General features: G+C 67.4%; 21 protein-coding genes. 12 read left to right on the plus strand and 9 right to left on the minus strand.

Annotation, left to right across the window (positions count from 1 at the left end; translation table 11 throughout):
* The first annotated feature begins 41 nt into the window (after nucleotides 1–41).
* Nucleotides 42–1,742 (plus strand): putative PEP-binding protein, encoded by a 1,701-nt coding sequence (locus NA8_RS16705; RefSeq protein WP_063051311.1) that lies wholly within the window; start codon nucleotides 42–44, stop codon nucleotides 1,740–1,742.
* A gap of 185 nt (nucleotides 1,743–1,927) precedes the next feature.
* On the opposite strand, the gene NA8_RS16710 is transcribed toward NA8_RS16705, so the two are convergent.
* Nucleotides 1,928–2,488, minus strand: coding sequence for a TetR/AcrR family transcriptional regulator (locus NA8_RS16710; RefSeq protein ID WP_218019472.1), 561 nt, complete (start codon nucleotides 2,486–2,488; stop codon nucleotides 1,928–1,930).
* Nucleotides 2,489–2,668: 180 nt separating this feature from the next.
* Here NA8_RS16710 and NA8_RS16715 point away from each other — a divergent pair, with 180 nt between their 5' ends.
* Nucleotides 2,669–3,898: an alpha/beta fold hydrolase gene (locus NA8_RS16715; RefSeq protein ID WP_063051313.1), complete on the plus strand. Its 1,230-nt coding sequence runs from the start codon at nucleotides 2,669–2,671 to the stop codon at nucleotides 3,896–3,898.
* 110 nt (nucleotides 3,899–4,008) lie between these two features.
* Here the strand turns inward: NA8_RS16715 and NA8_RS16720 are convergent, their stop codons facing one another.
* Nucleotides 4,009–4,899: a LysR family transcriptional regulator gene (locus NA8_RS16720; protein WP_063051314.1), complete on the minus strand. Its 891-nt coding sequence runs from the start codon at nucleotides 4,897–4,899 to the stop codon at nucleotides 4,009–4,011.
* 125 nt (nucleotides 4,900–5,024) lie between these two features.
* Here NA8_RS16720 and NA8_RS16725 point away from each other — a divergent pair, with 125 nt between their 5' ends.
* The 3 genes from NA8_RS16725 to NA8_RS16735 all read left to right on the plus strand — a co-directional run bounded on the left by NA8_RS16725 (nucleotide 5,025) and on the right by NA8_RS16735 (nucleotide 7,580).
* On the plus strand, nucleotides 5,025–5,234 hold the full coding sequence (locus NA8_RS16725; protein WP_063051315.1) for a hypothetical protein: 210 nt from the start codon (nucleotides 5,025–5,027) through the stop codon (nucleotides 5,232–5,234).
* Between the two features lie 104 nt (nucleotides 5,235–5,338).
* Nucleotides 5,339–6,523: an NAD(P)/FAD-dependent oxidoreductase gene (locus tag NA8_RS16730; protein ID WP_063051316.1), complete on the plus strand. Its 1,185-nt coding sequence runs from the start codon at nucleotides 5,339–5,341 to the stop codon at nucleotides 6,521–6,523.
* 124 nt (nucleotides 6,524–6,647) lie between these two features.
* Nucleotides 6,648–7,580, plus strand: a complete 933-nt coding sequence (locus NA8_RS16735; protein WP_084466860.1) for a sigma factor-like helix-turn-helix DNA-binding protein — start codon at nucleotides 6,648–6,650, stop codon at nucleotides 7,578–7,580.
* A 57-nt stretch (nucleotides 7,581–7,637) separates the two neighbouring features.
* On the opposite strand, the gene NA8_RS16740 is transcribed toward NA8_RS16735, so the two are convergent.
* Both NA8_RS16740 and NA8_RS16745 read right to left on the minus strand, forming a co-directional pair.
* Nucleotides 7,638–8,246, minus strand: a complete 609-nt coding sequence (locus NA8_RS16740) for a hemerythrin domain-containing protein (RefSeq protein ID WP_063051317.1) — start codon at nucleotides 8,244–8,246, stop codon at nucleotides 7,638–7,640.
* A gap of 11 nt (nucleotides 8,247–8,257) precedes the next feature.
* Nucleotides 8,258–9,100, minus strand: coding sequence for an NAD(P)H-binding protein (locus tag NA8_RS16745; RefSeq protein WP_063051318.1), 843 nt, complete (start codon nucleotides 9,098–9,100; stop codon nucleotides 8,258–8,260).
* A gap of 98 nt (nucleotides 9,101–9,198) precedes the next feature.
* On the opposite strand from NA8_RS16745, the gene NA8_RS16750 reads away from it, so the two are divergent.
* Both NA8_RS16750 and NA8_RS16755 read left to right on the plus strand, forming a co-directional pair.
* Nucleotides 9,199–9,684, plus strand: a complete 486-nt coding sequence (locus NA8_RS16750) for a MarR family winged helix-turn-helix transcriptional regulator (RefSeq protein WP_063051319.1) — start codon at nucleotides 9,199–9,201, stop codon at nucleotides 9,682–9,684.
* A gap of 225 nt (nucleotides 9,685–9,909) precedes the next feature.
* Nucleotides 9,910–10,119, plus strand: coding sequence for a hypothetical protein (locus NA8_RS16755; RefSeq protein ID WP_157106742.1), 210 nt, complete (start codon nucleotides 9,910–9,912; stop codon nucleotides 10,117–10,119).
* Between the two features lie 552 nt (nucleotides 10,120–10,671).
* On the opposite strand, the gene NA8_RS16760 is transcribed toward NA8_RS16755, so the two are convergent.
* Together NA8_RS16760 and NA8_RS16765 are read right to left on the minus strand one after the other, a co-directional pair.
* Nucleotides 10,672–11,034: a cupin domain-containing protein gene (locus tag NA8_RS16760; protein WP_063051321.1), complete on the minus strand. Its 363-nt coding sequence runs from the start codon at nucleotides 11,032–11,034 to the stop codon at nucleotides 10,672–10,674.
* Nucleotides 11,035–11,632: 598 nt separating this feature from the next.
* Complete coding sequence (locus NA8_RS16765) at nucleotides 11,633–12,937, minus strand: cytochrome P450 (RefSeq protein ID WP_063051322.1); 1,305 nt, start codon at nucleotides 12,935–12,937, stop codon at nucleotides 11,633–11,635.
* Between the two features lie 427 nt (nucleotides 12,938–13,364).
* On the opposite strand from NA8_RS16765, the gene NA8_RS16770 reads away from it, so the two are divergent.
* Nucleotides 13,365–14,909: an amidase gene (locus tag NA8_RS16770; RefSeq protein WP_245663874.1), complete on the plus strand. Its 1,545-nt coding sequence runs from the start codon at nucleotides 13,365–13,367 to the stop codon at nucleotides 14,907–14,909.
* A gap of 322 nt (nucleotides 14,910–15,231) precedes the next feature.
* Here the strand turns inward: NA8_RS16770 and NA8_RS33825 are convergent, their stop codons facing one another.
* Nucleotides 15,232–15,807, minus strand: coding sequence for a MarR family winged helix-turn-helix transcriptional regulator (locus NA8_RS33825; RefSeq protein WP_169810516.1), 576 nt, complete (start codon nucleotides 15,805–15,807; stop codon nucleotides 15,232–15,234).
* A gap of 80 nt (nucleotides 15,808–15,887) precedes the next feature.
* On the opposite strand from NA8_RS33825, the gene NA8_RS16780 reads away from it, so the two are divergent.
* Complete coding sequence (locus NA8_RS16780) at nucleotides 15,888–16,325, plus strand: carboxymuconolactone decarboxylase family protein (RefSeq protein ID WP_218019473.1); 438 nt, start codon at nucleotides 15,888–15,890, stop codon at nucleotides 16,323–16,325.
* Nucleotides 16,326–16,393: 68 nt separating this feature from the next.
* On the plus strand, nucleotides 16,394–16,993 hold the full coding sequence (locus NA8_RS16785) for a YdeI/OmpD-associated family protein (RefSeq protein ID WP_063051350.1): 600 nt from the start codon (nucleotides 16,394–16,396) through the stop codon (nucleotides 16,991–16,993).
* Between the two features lie 242 nt (nucleotides 16,994–17,235).
* On the opposite strand, the gene NA8_RS16790 is transcribed toward NA8_RS16785, so the two are convergent.
* Both NA8_RS16790 and NA8_RS16795 read right to left on the minus strand, forming a co-directional pair.
* On the minus strand, nucleotides 17,236–18,027 hold the full coding sequence (locus tag NA8_RS16790; RefSeq protein ID WP_157106744.1) for a hypothetical protein: 792 nt from the start codon (nucleotides 18,025–18,027) through the stop codon (nucleotides 17,236–17,238).
* Nucleotides 18,028–18,239: 212 nt separating this feature from the next.
* Nucleotides 18,240–18,698 (minus strand): MarR family winged helix-turn-helix transcriptional regulator, encoded by a 459-nt coding sequence (locus NA8_RS16795; protein WP_063051327.1) that lies wholly within the window; start codon nucleotides 18,696–18,698, stop codon nucleotides 18,240–18,242.
* Between the two features lie 63 nt (nucleotides 18,699–18,761).
* Between NA8_RS16795 and NA8_RS16800 the strand changes: the two genes are divergently transcribed.
* Together NA8_RS16800 and NA8_RS16805 are read left to right on the plus strand one after the other, a co-directional pair.
* Nucleotides 18,762–19,130 (plus strand): VOC family protein, encoded by a 369-nt coding sequence (locus tag NA8_RS16800; protein ID WP_063051351.1) that lies wholly within the window; start codon nucleotides 18,762–18,764, stop codon nucleotides 19,128–19,130.
* 957 nt (nucleotides 19,131–20,087) lie between these two features.
* The gene (locus tag NA8_RS16805; protein ID WP_063051328.1) at nucleotides 20,088–21,482 is read left to right on the plus strand and encodes a hypothetical protein; all 1,395 of its coding nucleotides are present in this window, start codon (nucleotides 20,088–20,090) and stop codon (nucleotides 21,480–21,482) included.
* The last annotated feature ends 492 nt before the right edge of the window (nucleotides 21,483–21,974 follow it).

The following is a 21,974-nucleotide window of genomic DNA, read 5'->3' on the forward strand; positions in this document are numbered from 1 at the left end:
GGAATCGGGTTCGCCGGTTCAGGCGTGGAGGTAGGCGAGGGATGACGAGATCTTCGCAGGTAGAAGTGGGATCAGTAGTACTGGACGGCACACCGGCGGTGCCCGGAGTGGCGTGCGCGTCCGCAGTCCGGCCGGTCGCGCGCCCACGCGTCGAGGAGTCGACGGATCTGATCCCCGAGTCCGGTCGGGCATCCGAGCAGGCGGCATTCGTGGCGGCGGCGACGACCGTCGCGGATCGTTTGCGGGGGCGCGCGGCACGGGCCGGCGGCGCCGCCGCGGAAGTGCTGGCCGCGAACGCCGCGATGGCCACCGACCGCGGCTGGCTCGGTGCGGCGGAGAAGCTGATCGCGGCGGGCACACCGGCGCGTGCGGCGGCGGTCGCGGCCACCGACCGATTCGCCGAGATGTTCACCGAACTCGGCGGAATGATGGCCGAACGCGTGACGGACCTCCGGGACGTCTGCGATCGGGTCGTCGCCGAACTGGCGGGCGCACCCGAACCAGGCATTCCGTTGCCCGAGCAGCCCGCGATCCTGCTCGCCGACGACCTCGCGCCAGCGGATGCGGCGGCGCTCGATCCCTCGCTCATCATCGGCTTGGCCACGTCATTCGGTGGACCTACCAGCCACACGGCGATCATCGCGCGGCAACTCGGCATTCCTTGCGTCGTCGCGGTGGCCGGTCTCGACGCAGTCGCGGCGGGTACGCGCGTCCTGCTGGACGGCTCGTCCGGGCGCATCGTCATCGAGCCCGATTCCGAGGTTGCGGCCCGCGCGGTCGAGCGGTTCCGTTCCCGGGCAGCGCGCGACGCCTCTTGGGTCGGGCCGGGCGCCACCGCGGACAGCCACCGGGTAGAAGTGCTGGTCAACGTCCAAGACGGCTCGGGTGCGCAGGCGGCGCGCCGGACACCGGCCGAAGGTGTCGGCCTGTTCCGCACCGAATTGTGTTTCCTGGACCGGGAAACCGAGCCCGCGGTAGCGGAGCAGGAGCGCATCTACCGCGAGGTGTTCGACGCGTACGCGGGCGCGAAGGTGGTGATCCGGACCCTGGACGCCGGATCGGACAAACCGCTGCGGTTCGCCGACCATCCCGACGAGGCCAATCCCGCGCTCGGGGTGCGGGGTATTCGCATTGCCGCGCGCGATTCCGGAATCCTCGACCGGCAACTCGACGCGATCGCACGGGCCGCCGTGGGCCGTGTGCCGGCGCCCAGGGTGATGGCGCCGATGATCTCGACGGCGGCCGAAGCGGCATCATTCGCCGAGAAGGTGCGTGACCGTGGACTGATCCCTGGCGCGATGATCGAGGTGCCCGCCGCCGCGCTCACCGCGGAGGCGATTCTGCGCCACGTCGATTTCCTCTCCGTCGGCACCAATGACCTCGCGCAGTACACGATGGCGGCCGACCGGATGTCTCCGGCGCTGGCCGCCCTCACCGACCCGTGGCAGCCGGCGGTGCTGGCTCTCGTGGCGCGCGCCGCAGCCGCGGGTCAGCGTCTCGGCAAACCCGTAGGGGTGTGTGGTGAAGCCGCGGCCGATCCGGCCTTGGCTTGCGTGCTCGTCGGCTTCGGCGTCGGATCGCTGTCCATGGCGGCCGGCGCGGTCGCCGCAGTGGGCGCGGGGCTGGCCGAGGTGACCCATGAGCAGTGCGAGCGCGCCGGGGCCGCGGCGCTGGCGGCGACCGACCCGGCCGCTGCTCGTGCGGCCGTGCGAGCGATCCTCGACTGGATGTCCGGCGCCTGACTATCTGCGGCACACTGAGGGTTCGATCTCAACCGCCTCGAACTCGGCGCTGATCCGCCTATCGCGCCGCGAACGGTGTGTGTTCGTCGCAAATATATGCGAATGTTCCTACGCCGCAGGTTATTACGCGGGACGCGTATTCGGGGTGCACTGCTGATACCGAGGGGTGTTGACCGGCTCTCGGGTCAACGGCGCGCCGGTTCGATGTCGAGCGCGCGTTGAAGCTGGCTTGCCCACCAGCGCAGCTGAGCGGTCGAGTCTTGCGCTGCCGCGCCGGTGAGGCCGGCGCTCCGACGGAAGTCGCTGCCGTAGAGGGGCTCGGTTGCCATCGCCTGGTGGAGGGCGGCGACCGCGAGTCGTGTCTCGTCGAGGGAACTTCCGGGAGGCCGGCTCCGATGCAGGGCGTCGACGACCGGGTCGAGCATGCCGGCACCACGGTCGCGCCATCCCGCCGCGTGCAGCGCCACCGCGAGTTCGCCGTAGCCGCCCCGGTACACGGACTCGAGCGACTCGACGAGGTCGAGGAGATCGGTGCCGTGCTCCAGCCATGCGGCGATGACGTCTCGGAGCGCGGCTCGAAGCCGGCGTCCACCATGGCGAAGGAGTTCGGCGAGCAGCTTCTCGCGATTGCCGAAGTGATGCGAGACGCCGGCGTCGGTCATGCCGACCCGCGCTGCCACTGCGCGCACCTGGACAGCGGGGACGCCTCCCTCGGCCAGCAGCGAAGCCGCGGCATCGAGGATCAACCGGCGGGCTTCGTCCGGTGGTCTGCGCGTTCTCGAATTGGTCACCTCGGAATTTTACCTTGACTTGCCAAGGTTTCCCTGCGTAGCGTTACCTCGATGGCTCAAGGTAAATCGGAGGGGGATGTCGATGGTCGAAATCATGGAGACGAGAACGAGATTCGGCACGGAGGTGAATCAGCGATGACAGACATGACCCTTACGCTGCGCGACGTCACACTTCGAGCCACGGTGACCGGCGCGGGCCCCACGGTCCTGCTGCTTCACGCGGGCGGAGAACGTCGCGACGTCTGGGCACCGGTCACGGAGGGGATGACCGAGTGCGGACTGCGGACGGTGGCCTTCGATCTGCGCGGGCACGGCGAGAGTTCCGGGCGGGCGACCACCTTGCGGGCGATCGCCGACGACGTGATCGAGATGGTGGCTGGCGAACCGGCGCCGATCGTCGTGGTGGGCGCCTCCCTCGGAGGGTTCGCCGCCGTCGCCGCCCTCGCTGAGTCGTCCGTCGCGCGGCGTGTTGCCGGCCTCGTGCTCGTGGACGTCGTTCCCCATATCGATGCGGATCGCGCCCGCCGTTGGCTCGACGACCACGGACTCCTCGCCCGCGATACCGAGCTCGCCGACGACATTCTCGCGTCCCGCTCCGAACTCCACGCGATCATCACGGCATCGGACCTGCCCATTCTGCTCGTACGGGGAGGACCACGGTCTCCGCTCGGCGACGCCGACGTGGACCGGCTTGCCATGACCAACCGGCGCGTCACCGTTACCCGCGTATCGGACGCCGGGCATCTCGTCGCTCGCGACGCCCCGGCGGCACTCGCGCGCATCGTCTCGGCGCATGCCACCAAGTGGCTCGGCACCGACGACGTCGTCCGCCGCGCGTTCGAGCTACAGCGCACGCTCGGCGCCGAACAGATCGATCACCCAGGCGGAACCCTGTTCGAGCACCTTCGCCGGGTGCACGCCCTCACCGTCGAATGGAACGCCGCGCCACGAACCCGGCTGGCGTCGATCTGTCACGCGTCATACGGCACCGACGGGTTCCGGCACGCCCTGCTACCGACCACGGATGACCAACAGCTGCGCCACGTTATCGGCTCCGACGCGGCGGCGCTGGTGTACCTCTACGGCGCATGCGATCGCTCGCGCACCTACCGCGAGCTCGGTCGACGGCCCTTGCCCGTGACCGATAGATTCACCGGCAGCGCGAAGGCGATCGAAGGAACCGAACTCCGCGATTTCGCCGTCCTGACCATCGCCAACGAGCTCGACGTCGCCCGCCACGCCCAACCGGCACCGTCGATTCGCAGCGATATCCGTGACCTCGTCGCCGCCCTGGCCACGTACGCGCCGGACGAGGCGGGGGTAGCGCTCGCCGATGAGGCGCTCGCTCGAGCGAGCGCCGAGTGAGCCCACCGGGCTACTCGAAGCCGTTACGATTCGTGTCCGGTCGGTGGGCAGCGATCTTCTCCTGCCGCGCTGTCGGCGTGTGGTGTCGTCGAATAGCGGGTTCTGTTGGTTCACAGCTGGATTGGGCCGAAGTCGGCGGCGGTGCGGGCCAGGGCGCGGATCGCGGCGCTGTCGGCGGTGGAGCGCCAGGTCAGGGCCCATTGCAGTTCGGGGGCGTCGGGCATGGGCAGGAAGGCGATGCCTGGGGGGGTGTTGTAGCGGGCCGCGAGCTCACCCAGCGGGTGGACGCACTGCCCGGACGCGACCAGGGAAAGGATCTCGTGGAAAGTCCGTGCGATCGGCCCGCGCGGGATGCGACGGCCCTGCGGTGTGTGGGTGGGGACCATGGACGCAACCCAGTAGTCGGGGGCGTCGGGACCGAAGTCGACAACACGGTTGTCGGCGAGATCCTCCAGGGACGCGGAGCCGCGTTGGGCCAGTGGATGGTCGGCGGCGACGGCCAGTACGCGGCGGCCGGTGAGCACGGTGGGGCCGACGGTGAGGTCGGGTTCGAGGACGGGTAGCCACAGCACGTTCACATCGTGTTCCCCGCTGCGGAGCGCGTTGAACGGATCGGCGCCGTTGACCTCCCCGAACGTGACGCCGCTACCCGGATAACGGGTGCGGAACGCCTCGAACAGGGGCCGCAGTTCGTGGCCGGCGTGCCCGAATACTCCGATCTTGAGGATCTGGCCTGCGCTGAGCCCGGCGGCTTCGGCGCGGGCGAGTGCGGCTTGGAGCAGGTCGTGGACTTGCTGTAGGTCTTCGCGCAGGCGCCGCCCGACCGGTGTCAGCTGCACGCGGCGACTGGTGCGTTCGAACAGTGCCGTGCCGATGCGTCGTTCTTGTGTGCGGATGGCCTGGCTGACGCGGGCCTGGGACACGTGCAGGCGTTCGGCGGTGCGGCCGAAGTGCAATTCCTCGGCCAGCGTCAGGAAGATCTCGATATCGCGTAGCTCCACGAATAACTCCAGAGTTATCAATCGGTCCACGAAGCTTACGTTGATCGGTTGTCGGTCTGCCGCGAAGCTGGATTTGTCACCGCGGCACAAGCCCTGGTGGACAGACCGACAGAGAGGCCAACCCGATGAGCGACCCGCTGGTGATCGCGGACCGGGTCGAGATCACCGCCCTGTGTGGCGAGGTCACCGACACGGTGATGATGCGTGAGGTCGCCCGTGTCGCATGTCTGTTCACACCCGAGGCGGTGATGCGGTGGCCACACATCGACAAGGAGTTCGTCGGTGGCACGACATCCGCTACCCCGACTCGACGCCATTGCCCGGTGCGCCGCTGACCACCCACCACTGAAACCGAAAGTCCTCGACCCCGCCTCACCGGCAGTCATAGGGACGGGGCTCACGCTGTCCTGTGCCCCACACCAAACGAAGGAAAGACAACATGAACAAGTACGAAGTCGTCGTGGTCGGTGGCGGATACGCCGGCGTGATGGCCGCCAATCGCCTGACGCAGCGCGACGACGTCAGGGTGACCGTGATCAACCCCCGCCCGGTCTTCGTCCCGCGGCTGCGGTTGCACCAGTTGGTGGGCGAAACCCACGAGGCGGTCGTCGAGTACCGGGACATCCTGGCCGAGGGTGTCGAGCTGGTGGTCGACAGCGTGAAGCGGATCGACGCGGCCGAACGCACGGTGGTACTGACCGACGGCGGCACGATCGGCTACGACTACCTGATCTACGCGGTGGGCAGCGGCAGCCCTGCGCCGCGGGTGCCGGGTGCGGCCGAGTTCGCTTACCCGGTAGCGACTTTGGAGGCGGCACAGCGGTTGCGGTCGGTACTCCTCGACACACCCATGACGGCTGCGGTGACGGTGATCGGGGGCGGCCCGACCGGAGTCGAGACTGCCGCCGAGCTGGCCGAGCAGGGGCGCGCGGTCACCTTGGTCTGTGGTGATGTCCTCGTTCCGTACCTGCATCCGAAGGCACGGCGCACGGCCCACAAGTACCTCGCCGAGCTGGGAGTGACCGTCATCGAGGGCTCCGAGGCGGCCGTCACCGCGGTGACCCGCGAGGTCGTGCAGCTCGGTGACGGCCGGACGCTGGCGAGTGACGTGACGATCTGGACAGCGGGCTTCGGGGTGCCCGATCTGGCCGACCGTAGCGGGCTGCGCACCGATGCCGCCGGGCGTCTGCTCACCGACGAGACCCTGACCAGCGTTGACGACGAACGCATCGTCGCGGCGGGCGACTGCTCGGCGCCGTCGAATCTGCCGTTCCGGATGAGTGCCTACGTCGCCTATTGCCTGGGCGCGCACGCCGCCGACACCCTGCTACGCCGGATCTCGGGTGAGCAGCCCTCGGCGATCGACCTGTCGTTCATCGCCATGTGCCTCAGCTTCGGCCGAGAAGCCGGGATCTACCAGCTCGGTCATAAGAACGAGACCGGCACGCGGCTCTACTTCAGCGGGTCCATGGGCAAGAAACTGAAGGAAATCGCCTGCGAAGCCGGCATCAAGCATCTGGCGACCGAGGCCCGCAAGCCCGGTTCACACCGCTGGTTGAAAGACGGCAAGCACCGGCCGGCGCTGCTGGCCCAGCGCGAGAACACGACTGTATCGGTCGGGTAGGGCACCGAAAACCGTCATCTTCCCGGCAATGGTGACTCGGCCACCCTGTGCGGCGATGCCTGCGCTCGCGGACGCCGCACAGGGTGGCCGGAGGCCGGATCCGACGGCAACCGGAGAGGACTACATGAACACCACACCCGACCCCGGTGGTCGGCAGGTCACGGACCGCAACGGTGGTGACCCCGCCATCATCGAGTCGACCGAAACGTTTCTCGCGCACCGTAACCTGCTCTTCACCGTCGCCTACGAAATGCTCGGATCCACCGCCGATGCCGAAAACGTCCTGCAGGAAACCTGGCTGTACTGGCGCAACATCGACTCCGGCCAGGTCAGCGACCCGCGCGCTTACCTGATTCGGACCCTCACCCGCCGGTCCCTGCACCGGCTGTGGTCGATGAAACGCCGCGGAGAATCCTCCGCCGGCCCGTGGCTGCCCGAGCCGCTGCCGACCGCGGGGGACACCGCCCAACAGGTCGAACTCGCCGAGAGCATGTGGAGGGCATTGATGCTGGTCCTCGAGATGCTCTCGCCGACCGAGCGCGCCGTGTACGTCCTGCGTGAGGCGTTCGACCTTGGTTACGACGAGATCGCCGACGCGGTCGGCGCGACCACTGCCGTGGTCCGTCAGATCGCGTATCGCGCCCGCCGCCATGTCACCGTCCGCCGCCCCCATCGGGTGGTCTCCGCAGACCGGGCCCGTGAGGCGGCGGAATCGTTGCAGCGTGCACTCGAAACCGGAGAACCGCAGGTCCTGCTCGAGGTCCTGGCTCCCAACGTCGTCCTCGTCTGTGACGGTGGCGGCGTCGAACGGGCTGCGATACGGCCGGTCACCGGCGCCGACAAGGTGGCCCGCTTCCTCGTCGGCGGGCTCGGGGCGAGCGCGGTATCGCTCACCGGCGAACCCGTCACCGTCAGCGGCACTGCGGCGTTGGCGGTTCATGTCGACGGTGAACTCGACGGCATCCTGGCGATCGGTATCGACGGAGACCGCATCACCGGCCTCTACTTCGTCCGCAACCTCGCCGAACCGGCCAAGGTCGAATTCGAAACCCACTGAGCTTGCGGTGGACCACCGGATTCACCACATCAGGTTGTGCGGGGCCTCAGGTCTCGGTCAGTGTTTCCACAGCTCCCGCCGGCGGTATCGGCGTTCCCAGAACAGCGTGTTGATCGCCGCGACGGGGCCGGGCATGGCGGCCAGGAAGTGTTGGCGCTGTTCGGGTGTCCTCGAGTCGAGGACCCAGGGGACGTAGGCCGCCGCGCCGGAGGGGCCTTGTTTGCGGGCCATCGCGCCGCGAAAGGCGTTCCAGTCCTTGGGCGTCAGCACCTCGTCGATGAGGGGGAGGGCGGCGGTTTCCTCGTGGGCCATATGTTCGGTGAGGATGCGTGTCAGTATATGGACGTGTTCGGCGAGGTCTGCGGACTGGGTGCGCAGCGCATTGTCGACGGCGTGCAGGGCGGGGTCGAGGGAGGCGTGTTCGGCTTCCATGTCGGCCATGAGGGCAGTGTCGGCGGGGCGGTCGGTCAGGCGCGCCAGTACCGGGGGCCAGAGGGCGGCATCTTCGACGGTGTGGTGGACGTGGAGTTGGCGAGTGAAGTTCGCCCAGCCGGCGTGGACGCCGGGGGCGTCGCCGCGGCCGGCCGCGGCGACGGTGGCCAGTCGGGTCAGGTCGCGGCGGAAGGCGTCGTGGGTGGCGTACATGATGGTGAAGTCGATGGACATGATCGACCCTTTCAGCGGGTGAAGGCGGCGGCGTGTTCGGCGGCCCAGGTGGCGAAATCGACGGCGGGGCGGCCGAGCAGCTCGGCGACGGTGCCGGTGGTGGGCCCCGGGACGCGGGCGTAATCGGACAGTGAGCCGAGCAGCCGGGCCGGGACCTCGTCGGGCAGGCCCTGCGCCCTCATTCCGGCGCGCACCTGGTCGGCGGTGAGTTCGACGAACGACAGGTCGCGGTCGGTGAGTTCGCCCAGGATGCGGACCTTGTCGTACTGGGTCAGCGACTCGGGGCCGGTCAGCAAGTAGTGGCGGCCCGCGTGGCCGTCCTCGGTCAGCGCGCGGACCGCTACGGCGGCGATGTCGCGCTCGTGGATAGGCGAGGTGGCGGCCTTGCCGTACGCGCCGCGTACCACGTCGCCGGCGCGCAGTTGCGGTACCCAGGCCAAGGTGTTGGCGTCGAAATCCGCACAGCGCAACGATGTCCAAGCCAGCCCAGATGCTTCGGCCGCAGCCTCCAATGCCCTGAATCCGGCCATGAACCGCGGCTCCCCGGCGGGATACTCGATCGTTGACGCGGAGATCACGACCACCCGGCGCGCTCCGTGATCGGCTGCGGCGGAAAGGATTTCCGGTGTCGAGGTGATGACGGCGCGCGAGCTCAGCAGCACCCCCTCGACGTCGTCCCAGGTTTCGGCGGGAATGCTCGGTACCGAGGGATCGGCCCCAACCACAACAGTCCCCATCGGCATCCGTGCCTGTCCGGGGTCCCGGGTCACGGCGGTGACGGCCGCGCCGGTCGCCCGTAGCTGCGTGACGACTTCCCGGCCGATCGTTCCGGTGGCTCCGATGATGACGAACATGGTTGACCTTCCCTTCGTCCTCGGTGGGTCGCCGATACGGCCCCCCCGAATGTCGTAAGATATGAAAGTCATATTATGTAATTTGACTTGGAGATGATATGGGTTTCGTAGAAGACGTGGGTGATGCTCGTCACCGACGACGCCTGACCGCCCGCGTCAAGGGCTCGCTGCGCGATGTGCGCAGCCAATTGGCGCTGCTCAACCGCCAGGTCGGCACCCACCTCGGCCTCAAGGACATCGACTTCGACTGCCTGGACCTGATCAACAGCCATGGCCCGCTGAGCCCCAGCGCCCTGGCAAAACAGGCCGGTCTCCACCCCGCGACGCTCACCGGAATCCTGGACCGCCTGGAACGCGCGGGATGGATCATGCGCGAACGCGCCACCGGCGACCGCCGCGCAGTCCTCGTCCGCTCCCGCCCCGAGCGGCTCGGCGAGGTCTACGAGCTACTGTCGGGAATGAACACCGCCGTCGACAACCTGTGCGACGACTACACCTCCGACCAACTCGAACTACTGGCCGATTTCCTCGACCGTGTCGTAATTGCCGGTCGCGAGGCCGCCGAGGGCCTCGCCACGGATTGACGTGACCCACGCGGTATGGCGGATCGATGTCCAGACGTGCAACGTCAGCCCGCGAAGGTGCGCTCGCGGCGGTTCGAGTCCAGACCGCCCCGAAATCCCGAACCTGGCCTGACCCGCAAGGTAGCTTCGCGTACAGGCTGGTACGAGGCGCTCCCAGTTCGCTCCTCGGGGAGGGGCTGGACCGGCGTTTGTATCACGCCCGCACCTGCGCTGATGATGCGGTGGATGGTCGCGACCGACGCCGCATTCCTCGGCGAGGTCGGCCCGGGCTCGCGTCGTCGTGGGGGCGTGATACCGGCGGTGGATCGTTTTGCGGACTACCAGAGTCAGTTCCGGCCGTTTGCCCTCGATCCGGCCCTTGGCGCAGGCTTTGTCCACGCCTTCGGGGGTGCGCAGGTGGTTCAGATCAGCTGCGAATTCGGTGACCAGCGCTGAGGTTTGCTGGAAGAGCTTGCCGAACGGGTCGTGCCAGTCGTAGATCGAGCTGCCGACCCAGCACAGCACGTCATGCTTGCGCAGGTCGGTCACTCGCACACGGGCTGCCGCCCGAGCGGATCTTTATCGACAAGAGCTTCTCCGGCACCACCCGCACCTTCGGACCGCGCGGACCGCGGCAATTACGGTGCGTTCGAACCCATTGCCGACCGGCCGCAGCGTTAGCCGAATCGTTCGACGGGACCAGGCGAACGAACACGAGATCGAATGCCGAACGGCGCTACCACGATTCGATCAGCGGGACATCATGCTCGCATTCCTGACAGCACCGGACGGTGACGTGGATCACCTCGGGGTATCTGCTCGAGAGCTGTTCCGAAGATGACCGGACATCGGCGTTATTGAGCACGGCCCGGTCCTCCAGCGGCCGCCCGCAGACCTGACACAGCGTGGCTCGAGCTATTGCTGGTCGAGTTGTGGGCGAGGGTGATATGCGGCGCAGCTGGGCCAGTGTCACACCCAGCTCCCTTTATCAGCGGCTCCGTCACCCGCCTACCGCTTGGCGTAGTCGGCGAAGCCCTGCCAGTCGAGCATGACGCAGGGTTCGTCTCCCACGGTCCACGCGTCGTGGCCGGGTGGGATGATCATGAAGTCGCCGGGCCTGTATTCCTGTTGCTCGCCGTTGTCCATGGCGACCACCATTCGGCCGGAGATGCAGTAGCCGGTGTGGGCCGACTGACAACTGTCGGTCTGGGCTATCGGCTTGACATGAAGCGACCACCGCCAACCGGGTTCGAAGATCGCCCGGCCCACCGGGCCATGCCCCAGGTTGACGAGATCGACTCTGCCTTTGTCCTGTTCGAAAGGCCTGCTCTCCTCCGGAGATTCGAAACTCTGGCGCACCAGATCAGGCATGACTGTTCTCCTTTGCAAGTCATCCGCTGATGAGTAATAGGTTGTAGACCCGGAACGGTGATCCTTCGCGGCGGCACCACGTCCATTTGCTGGACCGCCCGGCTCGCTCATCGTTCGTGGGAGGCTCCGCAAACTGTCGTGGCTGGCCGAGCGGGTTATGCGAGTTCTCACCTGGGTGAAAGCCTGGAACTCCGCTGACGACAACTCGAAGGTGGGTGTGGCCATCGTCTTCCCTCTCACAGCGGATACGGCTCGTCGAAGCGATGACCGAACCAGCCTCCCAGCCGCCCCGGCGCACCGGTTCACTCTTTCCGGGTGAATTCCGTCGGCGCCCTGCAAAGGGACTGCGTCACCACGCACATGAGTGCGCACCCGCCAGGGGTCGGGCTCGATCGGTCCTGAGCAAGCGCGGCCACGGTCGAAGGCATGGAAGATCTGGGTGCCAGCCCATCGGGTGCACGCTGGGCGCGGATATCGTGCGGGAACCCAGGCAGCGTCACCCCCGCGGTCCGGCAGCCGCCGCCCGCCGGGACCACCGCTCCCCGTCGGCGCAGCGAACCCGCTGTTCCGGCCCGCGAACATACGCCGCAGGTGTGGGTCAGCCGACGGGCTGGTGGCTGTGGACGCGCGGGCCGGTGTGTGCGGGAAGGCACTCGTAACCGTGCAGGGTGAACAGCGGCCGCCGAGTGGGCGGATCGGTCAATCGCAGGTCCGGAAACGCCTCGAACAGTGCGCGCAGGGCATGCGCCGCTTCCATACGGGCCAGAGCGGCGCCCAGGCACACATGGGGACCGTTGCCGAAGGACAGATGATTCTTGGCGTTGTCCCGGGTGATGTCGAAACGGGCCGGGTCGGGGAACACGGCGGGGTCGCGGTTCGCGCCGGCCAGCGACAGCACCACGGTCGACTCCTCGCGCAACCGGATACCACCGATCTCCAGCCCTGTCCGGGTGGTGCGAGCGGTGGTCTGCACCGGCGGATCGATCCGGAGGATCTCCTCCACCGCATTGGGCCACAGTTCCGGCTCGGCGCGCAACCGGTCCATCTGATCGGGGTGGCGCAGCAGCCAGACGATGCCCTTGCCGATCAGGCTGACCGTCGTCTCGAAGCCCGCGGCCATCAGAAGGGTCGCCGACGCGCACAGTTCGTAGGTGGACAGATCGCCCGCGGCGACCAGGCTGCTGAGGATATCGTCGCCGGGTTCGGCGCGAAGGCGCTCGACGTGCTCGACGAGATACCGGTGCACCCGCTCCGAGGATTCCATCGCCCGCTGGTGGGTCCGCCAGGAGATCCCGAGGTCGAGCAACGGACTGATGTCGTCGCCCCAGCGCAGGAACATCTCGCGATCGGAGTCCGGGAAACCCAGCATCTCGGAGATGATGGCGATCGGCACCTGCGCCGCGTACCGCGCCACCAGATCGGTGGGGCCGTCGTCGGGGAGCGCCGCGAGCAGTTCCTCGGTAACCGACTCGATCCTGTCGCGCAGCCGGGCGACGGCACGCGGGGTGAAGGCTGCGGTGACCGGTTTGCGCATCCGGGTGTGCTCGGACTGGTCGATCACCAGCATCGACGGCGGATCCACCGGATTCGGTGGGAGGGGTTGACGCTCCAGCGCGCGCAACACGGGCCGCGGTATACCGAGCACGGTCGGTATACCGACACCGAAACGGTTGTCGCGCAGTATCTCCCGGACCATATCGTGATCGAAGGTTATCCAGACCGGAAGAGCGCGGTGCAACCCACCCTCCCCGCGCATCTCCTCGATCAGGGCGTACGGATTCTCGATTCCCTCCGCGCCGCCGATCAACCGAGCGAACAGGTCACCACGACGGAGCAGTATCGTATTGAACAGGCGGATCAACCCATGGTTGTTGACCCACCGATACGCATAGTGCGGTTTCATCGAGCCCCTCCATCGCCGAACCGTCGTGCCCCTTGGATGTAACGAATATCACAGGCTTTGGGAAACCTGCCGGAGTGACATCTCCGAGACCTAGTGCGTGCGGTTCAATCATGCAGCTGGGCGCCGGAGGCGATAGCAGCTGGACGGTGCTGATGAAGCTGTCGGGGCATACGTCGGTTCGCAGCCTCGCGACGTACGCGCGGGTGTCTGATGAAGGTCTTCTGAACTTCCAGGCCGATACAGATCCTGCCGGGCGTCATGGCCGATGGTCGGGCGAATAGTCTGTGGCCGGGGGAGGAACCTAGATAGGTATTGAGACATCTATCCCGTTGCACCGCGCAGCATTCTTATGCCCTGTGCTCATGGAATTGGCCCGCTGCCGACGCTGTGACCTGGGGCGGGGCGTCCTCGATGGCAGAACGAGTGCGTGACTTCACCGGTGCAGGTGGTCCGTTCGACTTCGCCATTGTGCGAAGCGGCATTTTATGTCCTCTCCGGCAGCCCAATAGCGTCGGATTTCATGGATTGGAATTTTCAGTCGGCCGAAGAGATCGCGGCTGCGTTGCATGCGGGTGAAGTGACTTCGGTGGAACTGACCGAGGAGGCGATCGCTCGTATCGAGCGGGAAGACAAGGTGATCAACGCGATCTGTGTGCCGGACTTCGACCGTGCGCGGGCCGCCGCACGCGACGCCGACCAGGCGCGCGCCCGCGGCGAGGACCGGCCGTTGCTCGGTATTCCGGTGACGGTCAAGGAGTGCTACAACATCGCCGGGCTGCCCACGACCTGGGGCATGCCACAGCACGCGAACTACGTACCGACCGAGGACGCGATACAGGTGTCGCGGTTGAAGGCGGCCGGCGCAGTGCTGCTCGGTAAGACCAATGTGCCGTTGATACTGCGAGATATCCAAAGCTTCAACGAGATCTACGGCACCACCAACAATCCGTGGGATCACGGCCGCACGTCGGGTGGGTCGTCCGGCGGTTCGGCGGCGGCCCTGGCTGCCGGATTCGGCGTGCTGTCCATCGGCTCCGACCTCGCCGGTTCGCTGCGCACCCCCGCGCATTTCTGTGGCGTCTACGCGCACAAGCCGACACTCGGGCTGGCGCCGACCCGCGGCATGGTCGCGCCGCCCGCGCCGGCCTCGCCGATCGACCTCGACCTCGCCGTCGTCGGCCCGATGGCGCGCACCGCCCGCGACCTCGCGATGCTGCTCGACGTGATGGCCGGACCGGACCCGCTGACCCACGGCGTCGCCTACGACGTCGCGCTGCCGCCCGCGCGCCACGAGCGGCTGTCGGACTTCCGTGTCCTGATCATCGAGGACCATCCGCTCATTCCGACCGGATCGGCGGTGCGGGCAGGCGTGAACCGGGTCGGCGAGGCGCTCGTCGACGAGGGCGCCCGCGTCGAACGGCGCAGTCCGCTGCTGCCCGATCCGACCGAAGCGGCGACGCTCTACATGCTGCTGATGATGTCCAACGCCGCCGCAAGTATTTCCATCGACGTGTACGAACAGCTGCAGACCCGCGCCGCCGCTCTGAGCGCGGACGACCGGAGTCTCGATGCGGCGCGGCTGCGCGGCATGGTGCTCAGCCACCGCGACTGGGTCGAGGCGAACAACCGTCGCGAACTCCACCGCCACGGCTGGCGGCGGCTCTTCGCCGAGTTCGATGCCGTGGTGTGCCCCATCACGCCCACTCCCGCCTTCCCGCACGACCACAACGAAGGTCTGGAGAACCGGCACATCGACATCGACGGCGTCGAGTACCCGTACTTCGACCAGTTCGTATGGGCCGGTGTGGCCACCATGCCCGGCCTGCCCGCCACTGCCATACCGGCGGGCCGGTCCCCCGAGGGGCTGCCGGTGGGAGTGCAGCTCATCGGTCCGATGTTCGAGGACCGCACCCCACTGCGGCTGGCCGAACTGCTCGAGCAGAAGATCGGCGGCTTCCAGGCACCCCGATAGGGCGCACCACCGGGTATCCGTCGAGGACGAGGCACGGATAGCGAATGACAAGCCGGACGGCGAACGCCCCAGGCGCACGGCGATCGTCCGCGCCGAGCAGCCCGTGGCCAGGCCACGGGCTGCTCGGCGTGCTCGGCCATCGTCAGGTGCTGGCTGCGCCGATGTGGCGGCGGCCGGCGAACTCCTCCGGTCTGAGCCTCCCTTGGGCTCGTGCTGAACATGCGTCGTGCTGTGGAATTCGATTTAGAGTGCGTTGGGGGCCTGGTAGTCCTGGCCGAAAGAGCAACGGATATCGCTGACCTGCGCTAACGCGGAGTCTCGGTTACCTCGTTTTGCCGGCCGTCACCACGTTGGCGACTGGGCAGTTGCCCTCGCTACGGCCGCACGCGGCGAAGTCGCAGAGGCGACACAGCCAAGGTTGTGGACGGTGGTTGGTGCGGGTGGAGCGTTCCTCGGCTCTGGCGAGGGCCACTGTGGTCAACATTGTGTCCAGCGCTGCTGCAAGATTGTCGATCTCGTTCGGAGACAACGCGGACAGTGCGGTCGCCAGTGAATCCTCGCGCGTTTGAAGTATCCGTTCGGCCGTGCACCGGCCATGTTGGGTCAGGACAACGGAGACGGCCCGTCCGTCCTGCGCTCCGACGCGCTCGACGAGGCCTTCGGTGGCGAGGCGGTCGACGAGGCGGACAGTGCCGGAGTGGGTCAGGCCGAGTACGGAGCTCAGCTGCGTGACCGATCCGCCGTCGAGGAACTCGTGCATCGCGGCGAGGGCGGCCGGGGCCGACGGGCCGAGCGTCGCAATCGCTTCGACGGCGGTGTTCATCCGGTCGGCGACTACGAGGCTCAAGGCACCCAGGACGTTGGCCGCGTGCTGGCGGCTTGACTTGGTTTGCGGCATAGCTCTAGTGTATATGTATGAGTCATACATATACTACCGGGAAGCGCGGGGGGTCGACGGCGGAACCCGTGGAAGCGCGGATGAAGAGCGTGGCGAGTCTCGACTTGATCACAGGGATCCAGCATCTTCAAAAGGCGATTCACGCCGGTGGCGTCGACCCGCTCGTGCTCGAGCTGGTCCATCTGCGGGCCAGCCAGATCAACGGCTGCAGCCCGTGTGTGTTCGCCGGCGTCCAGGAGGCGAAGAAGCATGGAGAGACCGAGGACCGGCTGCACAGCGTGGTCACCTGGCGGGAGACCCCGTTCTTCACCGAGGAGGAGCGGGCAGCGCTCGCGCTGGCCGAGGCCGCCACCCGGATCCAGGACGGCTCGCCGGGCGTGACCGACGAGGTCTGGGACGCTGCTGCCACCCACTTCGACGAGAAGCAGGTCTTCGCGATCATCCTGAATATCGCACTCACCAACTTCTTCAACCGGATCAACCACACGATCCGGGAGCAGGCCGGCAAGACCTGGTGAAGGCGGGCGGGCGTCATCCGTCCAGGGCCGCGGTGGTCGACATGGCGAAGGACTTGATTCAGATGACGATGAGCGACGAACCACTGGAACTGACCGTTACCGATATCCGAGCCTGGCGGGAGTGGCTCAGCAGGTACCACGACAGCTCGGCAGGGGTGTGGCTAGTTCTCGCCAAGCAGAACACGACCCGGCCCACCAGCCTGACCTATGACCAGGCGCTCGACGAAGCCCTGTGCCACGGCTGGATCGATGGTCGGCTACGACGACGGGATGAGGTCACCTTCTGCCGGCGCTTCACCCCTCGCGGAAGGCAAAGTCCCTGGTCAGCGCGGAACGTTTCCATCGTGACCCGTCTGATCAGCGAGGGCCGGATGCATCCGGCCGGAATGATCGAGGTCGAACGCGCCAAGGCCGACGGTCGCTGGGACACGGCCTACGCGGGACAAGCCGGCATCGAGGTACCGGCCGACCTGGCCGCCGCGTTGGCCGCGAAACCCGAGGCACAAGCGATGTTCGACATCCTCACCTCTCAAAACCGCTACGCCGTTCTCTATCGGATCGCGAACGCCAAACGCGCCGAGACCCGAGCCCGCCGTATCACCCAGTTCGTTGAAATGCTCGCCCGCGGCGAGACGATCCACCCACAAAAGCGCGCCCTCGGCAGTTGAACTGCCGTCCGCGACCAAGTCGCGGCGCTCGCCATGAACCCGGCGGCCGTGCGCGAACTCGATATCGCCTTGGCCCGCCACGACCGCCATCAGCTGTCGAATTCCAGCGGCAGTGGCGTTCGACCCACGTCGTGGTGATATGACGCAGCCAGTGAATCGAGATCCCGTGAGAATGAACCCATGACAGGTGACGGCCGAGGCGTTCGAACGGTCGGTTGTAGCGGCGGCGGGTGATCGGCGCATCACCTGCCGTTGAGCGAGCCGGTCAGCATCCAACCGGCGACGCCGATGCACAGGGCGCCCATCGCGATTTCTATGCCGAGACCGGCCCCGGTCCGCAGGCCGTAGGTCAAGGCATGCGTCGTCATGTCAACCGGCACGATGCCGATGAACATCCAGGCGAACGCACGGAAGGCGAGCATGAACAACCCGTCCCACCAGCCGAACAACAGCCCCCACAGCAGGACACCGAGGCCGAAGAAGGCCAGGAACAGCCAGTAGCCGAGCGTCTTGCCGGACTCCGGTAGGAACCACTCGCTCCCGTCGGTCACCTCCACGCCGACTACCTCCCCGCGCCAAAGTCGCAGTGTGGCCGGTTGACCCTCCCGCGCCTTGCCGTAGAAGCTCGACGACACCTCGCGGGTCTGCCGTGACCCGTCGGTCCGCTGCCAGGTGACCTCGTAGTGGGTGGTCGTGGTCGTGCTCGTGTGGCCGTCGGCGTCGGTCTGCGTCGTCGTGGTGGTGTAGGTGCGCCGACCCGCAATGGAACCTCGCTCGCTGGCCAAACAGTCGCCCGCACTCTCCTCGCACCCCACGGCCGCCCGGAACTCCCGGGTCTGCCGGTATGGGCCGGCGGCGGAGGCGAGCGCTATGACGAGCACACCCAGACCGAGTGCGACGATGATCCACTGTCGAAGAGAACGCTCGCACAAGGATCCCCGTACAGCGGTCGCCGGAGCCTCGCAACCCACCCCCACCCGATCCCGCGCAACGTCGCGACCATGTCCGCCCTGCTCGGTTCGGCCACTGCTCATCGGTGCACCTCCAAGTCATTGGCGTCGACCGCCTTACAGGAAACAACCCCCACGCATGCCGAAAGGTTGGGTCACTCGTTGCGCGCCATCCGCCCCGCGCAGTCCAGCAAGCCGCACGACGCGGCGCGGTACTCGTGGCAGGCCGGCCGTCGAGCGGGTCGCGACCTTCTGCACTGCTATCCGAGCGCGACGAGACGTGCGCTGGGACCGAGCTACGCACCGTCGGTGCCGTCGCGCAGGGAACGGATCATGCTCCGCAGGATCCGGAACGCGTCCGACTGCTCGGTCTCGGTCAGGCCGGCCAGCATTCTGACCTCGATGGACCGGACCGCTACGGTCGCCTTCTCGAGGCTCCGTCGGCCGCGAGGCGTGAGGCGCGCGGGAAGAACCTTTCCGACGGGTGCCTGCGCGGGCCTGGTCACGTAGCCGTCTCGTTCCAGGGCTTGGAGCAGCACGTTCATCGACTGCCGTGTCACGAACGCGCCCCGCGCGAGTTCGGAGTTCGACAGGCCCGGTCGTTGAGCCAGCAGCTCCAGGCAGGAGTAGTGCGTCACGCTCATCCCGAGTGGCCGCAGCACCTCCTCCATGGCCACGCGCAGGGCGCTCGACGCCTCTTTGAGCAGGTAGCCCACTGACGTCTCCAGGTCGACGCCCGCACCGTCTTGACTCATGTCAGCATTCTGACATAAATTCATCGGTGTCAGAAACCTGACACAGACTTGAGGAGCATCATCATGCCCGTCACCGGCCCCGACTTCATCTCGCTCCAAGCGCGCGACCTCGACGCTTCGCAGGCGTTCTACGAGCAGTACCTCGGCCTCGTCCGCTCGCAGGCCGGGCCTCCGCACGCCGTCGTCTTCGAGACGGAGCCGATCGCGTTCGCACTCCGCGACGTCGTTCCCGGCACCGATCTCGCCTCCGTTGCCCAGCCCGGTATCGGTGCCGCGATCTGGCTGCACGCCACGGACGTCCAGGCCATTCACGATGCTCTCGTCGCCGACGGTCACACCATCGTCTCCGCACCGATCGACGGCCCCTTCGGTCGGACCTTCACCTTCGCCGACCCCGACGGATACCGGGTCACTCTCCACGACCGCGCCTGACAGGCCCCTTCGCCGCGTGCCGGGAAGCCGTCGGTGTCGAGGCGTTCCCGGCGGTGGGTGGCGCCGTTGAGTTACTCGCGCACCCGAGCCCATCCAACCTCGAGCGGAGTGCGGCCGGGATCGAGCTAACCGGCCACTGCTCTCCACTCGGCCGGGGTCAGCCGTCTGCTCGAGTTCCGGACCGGATCCAATGGTGTGTCATCGCAGACACCATTTCTGTTCGTGTCGGCCGACTCAGACAAGTGTCCGCCTCGGCCGACGGCAACCCTTTCCACCGACCTCCCTCGAGCGCGGAGGCCTGCCTTCGAACGTCCGAACCCGGCGGCGGACCGCCGACCGGGGTTTTTCGCCGTTATCACCGCGCGTCCCGCGGTGCGGTTCGCGACCACACCCGGCGAGAACCCCTCGATCCCGCTGGCCGTAGCCGCTGGCCACCGACAAACCGAGGATTGCGGGATAGGTAGAAAAGACACATCGGTAGCCGTAGTGCCTGTACTAGGTATGGCCGCCCCCGTACTCGGGCTGCGGTGACTGTTTCACCACCGAACGGCCACCCCACACCACCGCAGCCTGTTGCTCGCCGGCCACTGCTGCGACAACGTCCCGCTGCCGTCGTGGTAGTTGATGTGGCCGTCCGGGGACACCCCGAACGAGTAGATCGGCGTCCGCATGACCGCGAAGACCGACCGGACTCATCGCTGGTCGGTCAGGGGTGTCGGCAAAGGTAGGCTCCGCTGTGCGAATCACCGGCCGCTGGACTTGCCATGGCTGGTGAATACCGGCATTGCGCTGGGGCGCGAAGTGCGAAATCTTCGCCTGAGAACCTTTCGGATCCTGACGACGATTTGATTCCAGGCCATTTGTGGGAACTTCTGATGCACTGCTCGCGGTCGAGGTCGCGCGTCGGCGCCTCCGTGACTTCGGCGTGTTCGTCGTCCCCGGAGCACGGAGAGTGCCGTGACACGGGCCGGGGATGAGGATCTCGCAGGGCTGGTCGATCGGATCGCGGATGGGCTGCGTGCGATGGCCGTGCCCGGGTGGCAGCGGCTGGAGGCGTGGTTCGCGATGACCGTGGTCGCCGAATCGGCGGTGCTGACGGTCGACGACGGTATCCGCTCGTTTCGGTGCCCGGTACCGGATGCGGTGTGGGATGCGGTGCGCAGGCATCGGCAGGTGTCGGCAATGGCCGACGACGGGCCGTGGTGGCGGATGCTGGTGCGCGTCGATGCCGACGGTGTCGAGGCCACTGCCGATCACGGTGCCCTGCCGTTCCCCGGCGAGCAGTTGTTCGCACCGGCGGCATATCTCGCCGACTTGGAACGTTATCCACGGGATCGGCTGCCGGTGTGGCTGGCGGCCTACCTCGGACGCGGAGAACGCCCGACGCGGACGCCGCGCGCCGCCGCCGAGGCAGTGCGTGCGGACCAGCGTGCGGCGTTGCGCGCGGTGGCCGTGGATGGCGAACTGCCGGAGCTGGCCGTGTTGTGGGCGCGGTGGGCGGTGCTGGCGGCGGCCTTCGTGGCGGTCGGCTCGGGGCAGGGGCCGCGGATCGGTCCGTCGGTGGGCATCTTCGAAGGCGCGGGGCGCAGCGGTTCGACGCTGACGCTCCTGCCCGGCGACCGGGCCGTGCTGTCGGGTGGCGTGTGGGACGCGTCGGTCCTGGACGCCGCGTACAACGCCGGCGCACCAATGCCGAAACTTTTCGCGGGAGCGCCCGGTTGGGTATCCGACCCGGTGCTCAATCCGCGGGCGGCAACCGGTTTGTTGTCGTTTTGCTACTGGTGGGAGGCCGGTCGGTGGTACCGGGGTGAGTCCGCGCCGATGGCGGAGTGTGCGTCGGCGTTGCCCGCAGTGTGGACGGTCGGCACCGTGGCGGGTGTCGTCGGCAGTCTGCTGGGCGACCGGGCGGGTGGTATATCCGACACGGCCGAATTGTTGGTGTCGGCCGCGCAGGCCGGTGCGGTGACGCACGAGGCGATCGTGCAGGTCTTCGGTGACGGCGCCGACATCGACATCGACGGAGCGATGTTCCAGTTCGTGCTCGCGGATTTGGACGCGAACCACGCCGAGGGGATCGGCGAAGCGGATGCGCTCGATCTCGTCCGGGACCACATCTTCCGACAGGGTTACGACACTGCGGGATACCCGCTGTCGACGTTGCGGGCCGATCGCATCAGCGTGGGCTGGATGGTACGTTCGCCGGTACCGAACGGCGAAATCGCCTTGGACCGTGCGATTTTCTATGTCGCCGATGACGGGGTGGTGGAGCGCTCGGCCACGTCGGTGCCGTTGTCGGTATTCGTCGCCGGTTTCGAGCGGCGGTTCCGGTTGCGCGGTAACAGCCGAGCCTGACCCGGAGGGGGATCGCGACGTGCACGGTGAAGTTCGGTTGGATCCGGACCGCATGCGCGAACGGGGAGCGAGACTGGCCGAACTCGGGGATCGCGTAGGGCAGACCTATGCGGGACTACGCGCTTCATTGGCGCACGCCGAGGGCACTTGGGGTGACGATGATCTGGGTGTCGCGTTCGCCAGGGAGTTCAAGCCGCATGCCGACCAGTTGCTGGCCAATCTGCGGGCAATGGAGGAGAGCCTGCACAGCACGGCCGCCGGAATAGTCGACGCCGCAGGCCACTTCGAATCACAGGACCGGGTCGGCGCCGGCCGGGTCGCCACTTCGGCCGACGAACTGAATCCGATCGGCGTGCCTGCGGCGCCCCGGCCGGACGGTAGCGCGGGCACGTCCTCGCCCGCAGGCGCGCAGCCACCCGAGGCGTCCGAACCCGCGGCGACCTTTCCGGCAGAGGCAGGCCCGGCGTATTCCACGGCCCCGCCGTATCCAGC

This window comes from Nocardia arthritidis NBRC 100137 (assembly GCF_001612765.1).
Lineage (GTDB): Bacteria > Actinomycetota > Actinomycetes > Mycobacteriales > Mycobacteriaceae > Nocardia > Nocardia arthritidis.